Annotated in this window: 11 protein-coding genes; 6 read left to right on the top strand and 5 right to left on the bottom strand. The window is 46.7% G+C overall.

From position 1 onward, the window contains the following. Positions 1–15: 15 nt before the first annotated feature. The 5 genes from ilvA to HGO26_RS14270 all read left to right on the top strand — a co-directional run bounded on the left by ilvA (position 16) and on the right by HGO26_RS14270 (position 5,396). Positions 16–1,617: a threonine ammonia-lyase, biosynthetic gene (ilvA, locus tag HGO26_RS14295; protein WP_168826081.1), complete on the top strand. Its 1,602-nt coding sequence runs from the start codon at positions 16–18 to the stop codon at positions 1,615–1,617. A gap of 207 nt (positions 1,618–1,824) precedes the next feature. Continuing rightward, the gene (locus HGO26_RS14290) at positions 1,825–2,958 is read left to right on the top strand and encodes a pyridoxal-phosphate-dependent aminotransferase family protein (RefSeq protein ID WP_168825972.1); all 1,134 of its coding nucleotides are present in this window, start codon (positions 1,825–1,827) and stop codon (positions 2,956–2,958) included. A 1-nt stretch (position 2,959) separates the two neighbouring features. Next, entirely contained in the window at positions 2,960–3,220 is a 261-nt protein-coding gene (locus HGO26_RS14285) for a hypothetical protein (protein WP_168825969.1), read from the top strand. 372 nt (positions 3,221–3,592) lie between these two features. Then, positions 3,593–4,234 (top strand): hypothetical protein, encoded by a 642-nt coding sequence (locus HGO26_RS14275; RefSeq protein WP_168825967.1) that lies wholly within the window; start codon positions 3,593–3,595, stop codon positions 4,232–4,234. A 298-nt stretch (positions 4,235–4,532) separates the two neighbouring features. Further along, positions 4,533–5,396, top strand: a complete 864-nt coding sequence (locus tag HGO26_RS14270) for a Tim44 domain-containing protein (RefSeq protein WP_168825965.1) — start codon at positions 4,533–4,535, stop codon at positions 5,394–5,396. Between the two features lie 242 nt (positions 5,397–5,638). On the opposite strand, the gene HGO26_RS14265 is transcribed toward HGO26_RS14270, so the two are convergent. Further along, positions 5,639–7,003 (bottom strand): sodium-dependent transporter, encoded by a 1,365-nt coding sequence (locus HGO26_RS14265; protein WP_168825963.1) that lies wholly within the window; start codon positions 7,001–7,003, stop codon positions 5,639–5,641. 333 nt (positions 7,004–7,336) lie between these two features. Further along, complete coding sequence (locus HGO26_RS14260) at positions 7,337–7,837, bottom strand: Lrp/AsnC family transcriptional regulator (protein WP_105253008.1); 501 nt, start codon at positions 7,835–7,837, stop codon at positions 7,337–7,339. Positions 7,838–8,026: 189 nt separating this feature from the next. Here HGO26_RS14260 and HGO26_RS14255 point away from each other — a divergent pair, with 189 nt between their 5' ends. Beyond that, the gene (locus HGO26_RS14255; protein WP_168825960.1) at positions 8,027–8,752 is read left to right on the top strand and encodes a substrate-binding periplasmic protein; all 726 of its coding nucleotides are present in this window, start codon (positions 8,027–8,029) and stop codon (positions 8,750–8,752) included. Positions 8,753–8,835: 83 nt separating this feature from the next. Here HGO26_RS14255 and HGO26_RS14250 read toward each other — a convergent pair whose 3' ends face one another. The 3 genes from HGO26_RS14250 to HGO26_RS14240 all read right to left on the bottom strand — a co-directional run bounded on the left by HGO26_RS14250 (position 8,836) and on the right by HGO26_RS14240 (position 11,924). Continuing rightward, the gene (locus HGO26_RS14250; protein WP_168825958.1) at positions 8,836–9,645 is read right to left on the bottom strand and encodes a phosphatase PAP2 family protein; all 810 of its coding nucleotides are present in this window, start codon (positions 9,643–9,645) and stop codon (positions 8,836–8,838) included. 93 nt (positions 9,646–9,738) lie between these two features. Beyond that, positions 9,739–11,217, bottom strand: coding sequence for a cell envelope integrity protein CreD (creD, locus tag HGO26_RS14245; RefSeq protein ID WP_168825956.1), 1,479 nt, complete (start codon positions 11,215–11,217; stop codon positions 9,739–9,741). A gap of 176 nt (positions 11,218–11,393) precedes the next feature. Further along, positions 11,394–11,924, bottom strand: a complete 531-nt coding sequence (locus HGO26_RS14240) for a hypothetical protein (RefSeq protein WP_168825954.1) — start codon at positions 11,922–11,924, stop codon at positions 11,394–11,396. Positions 11,925–12,157 lie beyond the last annotated feature (233 nt).

Here is a 12,157-nt window from a genome sequence, read left to right as displayed (position 1 = left end):
ATGTTTACTGCATCTATGTTGCCACTCTCATCGCAAACTCAGGCGGATTTAGCCCATTTTCAGTTGGCACAAAGCTATCTGCAAAAAATCCTGTTGTCATCCGTGTATGACATAGCGAAAGTGACGCCGCTTTCCAGCATGAACAAGTTATCGGCGCGTTTAGGTTGTCAGGTATTTTTGAAGCGCGAAGATATGCAGCCAGTGCATTCCTTCAAGTTACGCGGTGCCTATAACCGTATCGCCCAGCTGACGAAAGAAGAATGTCAGCGCGGTGTGGTGTGTGCTTCGGCAGGCAATCATGCTCAGGGTGTGGCTATGTCGGCGGCGAGTCGCGGTGTGGATGCTGTGATTGTGATGCCTGAGACGACGCCCGATATTAAAGTCGATGCGGTGCGCCGTTTAGGTGGCAACGTGGTATTGCACGGCCAAGCCTTCGATCAAGCCAATGGCTTTGCGATGGCGATGGCTAAAGAAGAGGGCCGAGTCTATATCGCGCCCTTCGATGATGAAGCTGTGATCGCAGGCCAAGGCACTATCGCCCAAGAGATGTTGCAGCAGCAGCGTGATCTCGAAGTGGTATTTGTACCCGTGGGCGGCGGCGGTTTAATAGCGGGTATCGCAGCCTATTACAAGGCGGTAATGCCGCAGGTGAAAATTGTCGGCGTCGAGCCAGAAGACGCCGCCTGTTTAAAGGCAGCGATGGAAGCGGGCGAACCTGTGACACTGGCGCAAGTCGGTTTATTTGCCGACGGCGTGGCGGTTAAACGTATCGGCACTGAGCCGTTTCGAGTCGCGAAACTTTATGTCGATGAAGTAGTGACTGTCACTTCGGATGAAATCTGCGCTGCGGTGAAAGATATCTTCGAGGACACCCGTGCGATCGCCGAACCCGCAGGAGCTTTGTCCTTGGCTGGGCTTAAAAAATATGTCAGCACCAATGCCAGTGGTGATTGCGGCAATGGTGAAAAGGTCGCGGCGATTTTAAGTGGTGCCAATGTGAATTTCCACAGTCTGCGTTATGTGTCGGAACGCTGTGAGCTTGGTGAGCAAAAAGAAGCGGTACTGGCGGTGAAAGTCCCTGAACGTCCGGGAAGTTTCTTAACATTCTGTGAGTTACTCGATAAGCGGGTGATGACAGAGTTTAACTATCGTTTCAGCAGTCGTGATCTTGCCGTCGTGTTTGCCGGCATTCGCTTAAGCCGAGGCCAAGGTGAGCTAGAACAAATCATCGCCACCTTAGAGGCTAATGGCTTCGAAGTGCAGGATTTATCCGGGGATGAAACCGCGAAATTGCATGTGCGTTATATGGTCGGTGGTCATCCACCTGAGCCTTTAGAGGAGCGTTTATTTAGCTTTGAGTTCCCCGAGCATCCCGGTGCGCTGCTGAAGTTTTTAACTACCTTGCAGAGTAAATGGAACATCAGTCTGTTCCATTATCGTAACCACGGCGCGGCCTTTGGCCGAGTGCTGGCGGGATTTGAAGTGCCCGCGAGTGATGCCTTGCCGTTCCAACAGTTTTTAACTGAGTTGGGTTTTGTCTATCAAGAGGAAACCCAAAGCCCTGCCTATCAGCTGTTTTTAAATGCGGGTAACGGCAACAAGGCGTTACAACCTTAGCGCACCATGCGCGTGATAGTTATGTTAGTCATAACTAAGGCTAAAGGAGGAGCGCACAGGCGCTCCTTTTTGTGGTAGTTTTGTAGACTTAATACTCTAGCCGCCGATTAGCGCGCCACAGTTAAGTCGCTGACTTAATCCGCTGACGATTGGCTAACGAATAATAACTAGACTTCGACCTACACCTACACGCATTAAGGAGACATGATGTTACCAGCACCGCGTTTTACCGCTTTTAATCCTCCTCGCCGTATTTTAATGGGCCCAGGCCCATCGGATGTTTATCCCGAAGTGCTTGCGGCGCAGTCCAGACCAACGGTCGGTCATTTAGATCCGCTGTTTGTGGGCATGATGGATGAGCTTAAGAGCCTGATCCAATACGCCTTCCAAACTAAAAACGAAATGACCATGGCGGTATCAGCGCCGGGCAGTGCGGGCATGGAAACCTGTTTCGTGAATTTAGTCGAGCCGGGTGAGAAGGTGATTGTCTGTCGTAACGGGGTGTTTGGTGAGCGTATGCGCCAAAACGTCGAGCGTATGGGCGCGATTGCCGTGCTGGTGGACAATGAGTGGGGCACACCTGTTGACCCTGCTGCGGTTGAAGCGGCACTGAAAGCCAATCCAGATGCCAAATTTTTAGCCTTTGTGCACGCCGAAACCTCAACTGGCGCCTTGTCCGATGCCAAAACCCTGTGTGCATTAGCCAAAACCTATGGTTGCTTGAGCATAGTTGATGCGGTGACTTCCCTTGGCGGTGTCGAGTTAAGGGTCGATGAATGGGGCATAGATGCTATTTATTCCGGCAGTCAAAAGTGCCTTTCCTGTGTACCGGGTTTATCACCTGTGTCTTTCTCACCTGCTGCCGTCGAAAAACTCAAGAATCGCAAGACCCCAGTGCAAAGTTGGTTCCTCGATCAAAGCTTAGTGATGGCCTATTGGACCAGCGCGGGTGGCAAACGTAGTTACCATCACACTGCGCCAGTGAATGCGCTTTATGCACTGCATGAATCCCTGCGTATTTTAGCGGCCGAAGGCTTAGAGAATGCATGGCAACGCCACCACGAAATGCATTTAGTGCTGCGTGCTGGGCTTGAAAAGTTAGGGCTTAACTTTGTGGTGGACGAAGATTCGCGCTTGCCACAACTTAACGCAGTTTACATCCCCGCTGGTGTCGATGATGCTGCGGTGCGGACTCGTTTGCTGAAGGATTACAACCTCGAAATCGGCGCCGGCCTTGGCGCCCTTGCGGGCAAAGCATGGCGCATCGGCCTTATGGGCTTCGGTGCCCGCCGCGAGAATGTCGCCTTATGCCTCAAGGCATTAGAAGAGGTGTTGAACTAATATGCCAAGATTACGTCTTGCACTTTGCGGGCTAATGATCGCTTTGCTCAGTGCCTGCTCGGTGAATAATACGAGCAATGTCTCCTGCGATTTTGTGCGCGGAACCAACAATAATCAAAGCATGCGCGACGCGAGCGGCCACGATACGGGCAGCGCCGATGAGAGGCAAAAAGATGTCGGTATCGGCTTCTTGAATGTCATCTTCGGCGGCATCAGCCGAGCACTTTCTTCCGATGATTCATCGGATGGAAAGTGCGTGTAATAATTGAGTTTTAATGTTGGCTGTCTATATGTTTGCGGCCTTACGGCCGAGGTGAATCAAGGTCGTGGGGCTTCACCCCACACCCGACCAAGGAGGACTGCTCGTCCTATCCTCCTTGGATTCTCCAAGACGCCCCCAACGGAGTTGAAAGCCCCTTGGGCATTAAGCGTTCTTATGCTATCGCGTCAGACGCTCGTCCTTGATTCGACTGACGCTATCTCGGCATCCATGCCTCGCTCACGCAACGAACGCAAATGCCCTGCGGCAACTCCGAGGGGATGGTGAACTCCTGTAATTTCAATTACTAAAACGCCATATTTACAAATTAAATTTAAATTTTTTACAACTGTAATTCAAAAGGAATCATCATAGATGAAAAATTCTATTCTGCTCATCATTGTAGGGAGTATGTCCTCATCATTTTCTTGGGCAGAAGCCTATGAGGACCACTCGAACCCAAATTTGCAACTTTGTAAAGACTTTAAGGCTTATCTCGAGCGTAATGTAGATAAGCCATTGCAATGTGGCCTTGTAGCAGATGAGCAATTTAAAGACTTTCGCACGCCGAATTTACAGCCTGCACCAGAGGGGCTAGGTTTGCGTATTAATGTGCAAGCAAGAATGGTCATGAGTGATAGTTATCAAAAGCATTTAGATGAAGCAATTAGGCTAGATAAAGGAAAGCGCTACCGAATAACTCGTTTAGATTTTAATAATGATGGTAATACAGAATCTGTGTTAGTTGAAGATTATCCGGATGAATGCTTACAAGCTCCACGTTACTACGCAGCTTATTCTTCATATGTTTATGATGAAAAGCATTTAAATATTGATTCTAGCTTTATTTCAACTCACAATTCCTATGCTAACCAATCTGGTGAGCCGTTTTTTTATGATGGTAGAGTCTATGGCGCAGTGATCAGTAAATCTCTTGTAGAAATTTACGAGCCAACAGGTTTTCGCGAGAATAAATTAATTAGTACAGACCCAATCTGCTCTTACAGGAAAAAGTGAATTAATGAGCCATCCATTGTTAAATTTACAGAGTGTATATTTATAAGAGGGGGCAGATTATCGTAGGGAATGACAGTGCTTAATCATTTCTCACATTACATAGTCAGAACTGACGTGTCTTTTGTCGCATTCTTAGTCGAGTCATGTTGAACAATTAGGGATGAAGCCCCACGACTTTGATTTCGATATAGAAGAACAAACGAAGTTTGTAAGCCTAGGCCCCTCTTTTGCTAATTGACATATAATGTCATCCCGCTATTATGGCTGCACCTCAGATTACACGAACAAGATCCTATAAATGAAAAAGTTATTTATTATGCTGGCGATGATTTTTGCGGTTAGCTTAGTTACTAGCCCAGTCGTTGAAGCGAAAAAATTTGGCGGTAGTAAATCTATCGGCAAAAGCCATCAAACGGCTCCGGCTCAACCAGCGGCGACTAACACACCGACTACGGCGCCAGCGGGAGCGCCGGGCAAAAAAGGTATGATGGGCGGCATGTTAGGCGGTTTATTAGCAGGTGGCTTATTGGCTGCGCTGTTTATGGGCGGTGGTTTTGAAAATATTCAAATCATGGATATTTTGATTATCGGTTTGCTGGCATTCGTGCTATTCAAAATCGTCCGTACTGTGATGGCCTCAAAAGCGGGTGCGCAGCCAAGACCAGCCTATGCGGGTGCTGGCCAACCCAATCCGAATATGCAGCGTCAACAGACTGAACAAACAGGTTTTGCCACCAATGCAAACAGCGGCAGCAATGGTTTTGGCCAATCGACAAGTGATGTGCCCTTTAATTTACCCGCGGGTTTTGATTTACCAAGCTTTTTGGAAGGCGCTCGTAGTCACTACAAAACCCTGCAATTGGCGTGGAATGAAAATGATCTAAGCAAAATCCAAGAGTATGTTTCTATTGATCTTTACAATGAACTCAGCAACCAACGTCGCGAGTTAGTTGGCGATCAGCACACAGAAGTGATGTTTTTGGATGCAGAACTTGTCCGCGCCACGCACAATGCCAATCTTGCGGAAGTGAGTGTTAAATTTAGCGGGCGCTACCGCGATACCGTTGAAGGCGTAGAAGAGGACATTAAGGAAATCTGGCATTTAGAGCGTAACGTAACACAAGCCAATTCACCTTGGTTAATTGTGGGTATCGAACAGTAATCAGCTCAGTGTTTAAAGCAGCCTTAATCTCTTAAGGCTGCTGTTTACATCCCCTTTCGTTTCAATCCAGCCTTCCCTAACAGTTCAACGTCATCGATAGATTGAAAAAATCCGGCTGTCATCGCATTCACTATTGGCGGCAGCAAGACTTTGCTGATTATTTTAAAGTAGTTAATTAGTGCATCAATTGCTAAATAAAAAATCCCCGCACTTAGCGGGGATTTTGTTATTCGCTCAAAGGGTTACACAAATTGTCTGATGGCTATGGCGATAATCAGCACTGGGCAAACATACTTTACATATCTTGGCCAAATGCGCCAGAAAAGCCCTGTGCTATCGACACCTTCTTGCCCACGAATTGCCTTGAGCAGTTGGGTTTGGCGCCAAATCCAACCTAAGTAAACCGCAATACCGAGGGCGACCAGCGGCTGGGCGATTTGGGTGGTCAGCATTATAGTGAAACTAAATAGCGTCTCAAAAAATACCGCCAGCAATAGGGATAATGAGGTCAACAATAGGCCGATGATCAAGGTGGCGCGTTGACGGCTGAGTCCGAACTTTTGTATCACATAACTCGTCGGCACTTCGGCGATAGAAATGGCCGAGGTTAAACCCGCGATGATCAGCAGAACAAAGAAAATCACGCTGATGATAAGGTTAGCCGTATCGCCTAAGGTGGAAAATAACGCGGGTAAGACAGTAAACACCAATGCATCCGAATCGAGTAATTTGCCCTCAGCGTTAAAAATCTGCACGCCATTGTGCTGGGCGACATACATGGCTGGGATGATTAAAAAGGCGGCGAGAAAGGCTATGCCGCTGTCGGTAAAGGCAACCCAGACGGTCAGTTTGGCGATATTCTCTTTTTGGCTCAGATAACTGCCGTACACCATCATGGCACCTGTGCCTATGGTGAGGGAGAAGAAGGTTTGTCCGAGCGCGCTGATCAAGGTATCTGGCGCCAGCGCCTTGGTAAAGTTAGGCGTTAGTAGCGCGCTTATCCCTTCGCTCGCACCATTTAGGGTGAAGATATACGCCACGCCCGCGATCAGCATGATCAGTAATAACGGCATTAAGCGTTTCGACCATTTTTCTATGCCTTCTTGCACGCCTTGCAGTAATACCAGAAACACCAGCGTGCTGAAGACCAGTGTAAACACCAGATTACGTGACAGCGAAAAATCCACTAGCCAAGCGGCGGTATCATTCGAGCCAAAGGCAGTGGCGATAGGCGCGATGGCAAAGCTGACAAACCAGCCGGAGAGAATGCTGTAGAAGGTATAAATCAATCCCGCTGTCACTATGGAAAGCAAACCTATGCTCTTGCCTAAACCGCGGGTGAGTGAGTTGAAGCCGAGTTTACCCATGGCATCGGCGGGGTTGGTTTGTCCGTGGCGACCTATCATAAGCTCGGCCATCAGCATGGGAATGCCTAGGATGAAAATCAGCACTAGGTACACAAGTAGAAAGGCGCCGCCACCATGGGTGGCCGCTTGGGTGGGGAATCCCCAAATATTGCCGACGCCAACGGCGCTACCAGCGGCCGCCATGATAAAACCTAAGCGTGAGCTGAAGTGGTTAGTTGAACTTGTATTGGCCGATTGCATTGTGCCTCCCGTAAAAAGAAGGCGTATCTTAGGCGGATAAATTAGGATTTCAACGCAATTTTAGTGCGTTAATTTGGTGTTAACCGGCAATAATTTATCGATTTTTGGCTATAAGTTAATGTTGTGTGCCGCCTATCTGTTTTTTGCGAGATTTTATTGCTATCAGGTGCGACTGATGGTTGAGATTTGGCGAATCATTGCGATGATAAAAATTCATTGAATTGTGATCTTATGGTCAAAAAATACCGTATGGCAGATGTCTAACCGCTATTTTGTGCTATGACTGTTACTTGTGCATCTGTCTTGCTTGCGGTGTTTGCTGTGACTGTTGGCTTATGCTTGAATGTTGACGTGCCCTAAGGGAATGGCCGTGTGGTCCTTAACCTTTTTGAGGACAAAGCTGGAATGCACCCCTGCGATATGCACGTTGGTCGTGAGTTTATCTAACAGGAAAGTGCGAAAGTGCGCCATATCTTGTACTAGCACTTTAAGTTGATAGTCGGCCTCTGAGCCTGTGATCAGCGCGCATTCTTGGACTTCTTCGTAGGCGAGTGCATTGGTTTCAAATTGATTGAGAATCGCCGGTGTATGTTTCTCCATTCGAACATGGATATACGCGGTCAAATGCAGGTTGAACTTATCCGCCGACAGACGCGTTGCATAATCGGCAATATAACCCGCTTCTTCTAAGGCTTTAACACGGCGCGAGCAAGGAGATGGCGATAGTCCGACTTTATTGGCCAGTTCGAGATTCGATAATCTGCCGTGGGTTTGCAGTAAGCGCAGAATCGTTAAATCGAGTTGATCGAGTTTGTAGGGGTGAGTGTCTGTCATCGAAAGCTTAGGGTTAACTGAGTCAGCCTCTAGTTTGCCAGTCTTAGCGGACTTTGCCAAAAATCTTGATCAAATGAGACATTTTAAGGTTGTGACAGTGATAACGGATAGAGATTTTGGGAGTCGCGCTGTTTGGAACTCCCGTTATTTACCGCTATTGTTATGATACTAATAAGAGTGAGACACTGTATGCGCTTGAGTTTGTTGCTAATCTGCTTATTCATATTACCGACTTATGTATTTTCTGCATCGTTAACCATTGGTAGTGCTCTAAATCGACCGCCTTATATTATCGAAGATGCTGAATCAGGGCTTGAGATCGATATTATTAAGGCCGCGTTTAAGGAAATGGGGCAGCCAGTCAACTTCAAATTCTACTCTCGTAAACGCCAAGTTTTATATTTCAATAAAGATCGATTGGATGCTGTAATGACGATGAACCCTGCGAATGGCGTTGATGGTTATTGGTCTAATGATTATGTTGAATATACCAATGTGGCGATCAGTTTGTCCGAACAACGCCTTGAAATAACACGTATTGCGGATCTTAAAAAGTACAGTGTTGCCGCTTTTGAAAATGCTCGCTTCTTACTTGGCCCTGAGTTTAATGCCGTAGCGCAACAGACTATTTATCGCGAAGTCGATAGCCAATTAAGCCAGAACCGTATGTTGTACTTAGGTCGCATTAATACTGTGATTGCGGATCGTTATATATTCGCTCAACTGAATAAGTTTGTTGAGGATGATGTTGATACCCAGCAAGCATTAAGCTACCACTTTATTTTTCCCCCAACATCCTATCGAATGGTGTTCCACAACTCAGTGGCGCGGGATACTTTCAATCAAGGGCTCGCTAGAATTAAGGCCAATGGGATTTATCAGGCCCTAGTGGCAAAATACTTAGGCAGTGCTTAGCAATGCCTAAGTATTTAACTTCATAGTGTTTGAAGCTGTCGTATTTGAGTCGACAGCCAAATCGAGACGCTGAATTAACAGCGTTAGTGCTCAGATCCTTTAGCAAACGCATGGGAGAGTGGACGTAACTTACTGACAAAAAACACGCTACATCCGCTGATGATGGCGGCTAAAAAGGTTGAAAACAGCACATCCTGCGGCCAATGCATGCCAAGCAGCATACGGCTTAATCCCATCAAAAATCCCCAGCTCCATAACGCCATGACTAAGCTAGGTAATCCAGCGAGTAGCAAATAGTAGCTGGCGGTAAGCACTAGCGTCACTGCAAAAATGGTATGTCCCGAAGGAAAAGAATAGCCGATTTCATCTTCCCAATGCTGATGGATCCGTGAGTCGAGTTTCAAGGCGGGTTCTGCAGCGATCAAACCATCGAGTGCATTGGCAATTGTCTTTGAACGTGACTGTTTATCCAATTGATAAAAGGCATCGAGTGAAAGCGGTTCATGCTTAGGCAGTGCTTGTTCTGCTAGAAAAACGAGATTAGGTCTGGGTTCTTTAAAATAGGATTTGAGGGTGTGGCTTAAGCCTAAACTGATAACTTGGCTGAGGCTGATGGCAAAAAATAAACTTATAAAGAGTGGTTTAGGCATATGACGATAGGCGATCGCCAATACAAACAAGACTGTTGCGACGCCATAGGGCGCAGTGCCAGTCATGGTAATCCAATATAAGGTTTTGGCTAAGGTAGAGTGCAGATCGATCAGTGGAAACAGCTGATTCTGTGTCAGTAATAGTAAGCCCGGAATGGTTGCCAACAGTATCCAAGCTAAACCTAAACGGCGTAAAAGATAGACGCTATGGGTCAAAATATAAGCCTCTTCATAAAACGCCATAGGCTACAACGCGGCAATGGTTTTGCCAATAAAAAAATCCCGACAGCAAAAGATGGCGCTGTCGGGGGTCTTCAAGGGTGGATCGGTAGGGCGCTATTGCGCCGTGTTCTTAGGGTGATGCCTAGTCACGAACATCAAAATCAACAGTACGACTAACAGTAAACCTGAACCCATCAATAGGGCGTAATCTTCCAGTTGCAGTATCGAGTACAGCACTGCATATAAACTCACCAGCATAATGCCCACTAATGCACCGCGCTTAATACTTGCTGTGGCACTCCCTACGTAAGCCGATACCGACAGCACGGGAATACAGGCGGCAATTAAATAGGCATGCAAGAAGGCTAGATGCTCAGATAGCGAGAGTAGTAGCAAATAGAACAAGGCCATGGCGCTGCCGACTAACACATATTGAATCGTGCTTAGGCTGGTTTTTTGTCCGATTTCGAAGATAAACAACATGATAAAAGTCAGCACGATAAACAGTAGGCCGTATTTTACCGAGCGATCAATCTTGCCGTAGTGAGTCACTGGTTCGAATAAAATCGCATTGGCCGACACTTCAGTGAGAGTCGATTGATTACTCTTAATAAACTCTTGTGGATAGTTACGGGTTAAGTGGCTGATATTCCAACTTGCAGTAAAGCCTTGCGCGTTGATGTCCCGTTCTGCGGGTAATAATCCCTTAAAGCTTGGATGCGGCCAGTCGGCGCGAATATTGATTAGCGTTTGCTCGCCTAGTGGCAATGCGCTGATAGACTGAGAGCCGCGTAGTGTCATGGCAAAATCCACACTAAAATCACTCGCTTCGCTGACTTGGATCTTTTGATTAAAGCCTTTTTCTAAACCGCCAGTGGTTAACCCCGTGCCCGACATCAGTGATCCAGAGAGTAAGGTCGATTCACCGGTGATTTCAATTTTTTCTACTTTATCAATTGCTTGATTCGATGACACCCCAAAGACTAACCGGGCATTTTTGTTATCGAAGGCGATAAGGTTAGGAATATCATAACGGTTAAGGCTGAAGTCGGCCTGACCTTGTAGAGCTGCGTTATACACCAGCGATTGATAAATGCCACGGGTGCGAAAATCATGTTTTAGGTCTAAGTCGAGGGTGAGCTTTTTCGGTAGGATCACTAGCTCATCTTGATAGGTACGCTTCACTTCATGGCGAGTTTTACCGTCGTTACTGACTTCTTCTTGCAACACAAAATAGCTGTAAGGGATCACCAGCGCAGGACCTGAGAGGGTTTGCTGCTCACCCCATGAACGGCCGATTTCATCGACAACGCTGTGGTAAAGGGTTTGGCGATCAGAAGTCATATCCATAATGATCCCCAGCGGGATCAACGCGAGGATTGAGAGTATGCCAATGGTTAAGGCTTTTAATAAGGTGGTGTTTTTTAATGCCGTTCCCTTTGCGGTGGCTGCTGCCCACGGTTCTTGTGCTGACATATCGATTCCTTGACTTCGATTAAATTTTTTGAGGAGTGCTCGCACCACTAAATAGGCTGCGCTACCAAATAAGGCCAAACTAAGTAGGGTGAGTACCCAGAAAATAATGCTGAACATTGAATTTCATTCCCTATGAAATACGACCGAGACTTATCCGCTAAGATTGTGCAGAGTTAACTCGGTATCACGGCGGGTATTAAAACAGATTTTCTTACAAAAGTTGCGGGCAAGTTGCTGATCAATAGTGGCAAAATTATGGCGATTGCCGCTAAACCCATACTCATTATTCAAGTTTATGAATCTGATAGTGGAATGTCTTTGCCAAATTTTGGGTGTTTTTTCTCGTAGTCATTTTCTTTTTTAATATGCTTGAGCAGTGCTTCGAAGCTTTGCTTAAAGACGTCAAGTTCTGCGGAATAGACTACGGCATGGTGGGAAAACCAGTGGTGTTTTTCTCGATCACGATTACTGTAATCGGGCCAAATACGCAGCTCATATTCATCACCCATGACGACAATGACATAGGCAATGGCGCCATTGCTAAAGATGATACATTGGGGCAGGTACACCAGCTCTTCGCCTTTAAATAACTCATACTCTATCGCTTCGGTGCGCCAACTCACTATCGGTAGCGGCGCCTCGATAGAGCAACCAATCGACTGATGCTGATTAAACAGTACGGCGTTAATGTCATCCATTGAAAAGGGCTGGTGATCGCCATTTTTAGCAGCAAGTGAATACAAGATATTCATCAAAAATGGCAGCTTAGTGCCATTACCCGTTTTGCGGCCGCAGAGTTGTGCTTGGCGATAGTAGATATTCATCATCAATCCTTAATGAAGAGCCTATGCCAGATAGGCTCTATTTCGAGTCGTGAAACTAACGGGCAGGTAAACCGATAGCCGTTAAGGTATAAATGGCTTATGTTATCCGAAGATACTGCCTAGTGAGTAGACTTGTGCGTACATTTCACAAACCTACTCGTTGAATAGTGTGCTAAATACTTTTATTTTCAGTTTGTTATATTTTTCTCTGGTCTGGTATTGGCTGGTCGTTG

It is taken from the genome of Shewanella oncorhynchi, from assembly GCF_012584455.1.
Lineage (GTDB): Bacteria > Pseudomonadota > Gammaproteobacteria > Enterobacterales > Shewanellaceae > Shewanella > Shewanella oncorhynchi.
Note: the sequence above shows the minus strand (reverse complement) of the source record. Positions and strands in the feature narration are given on the sequence as shown.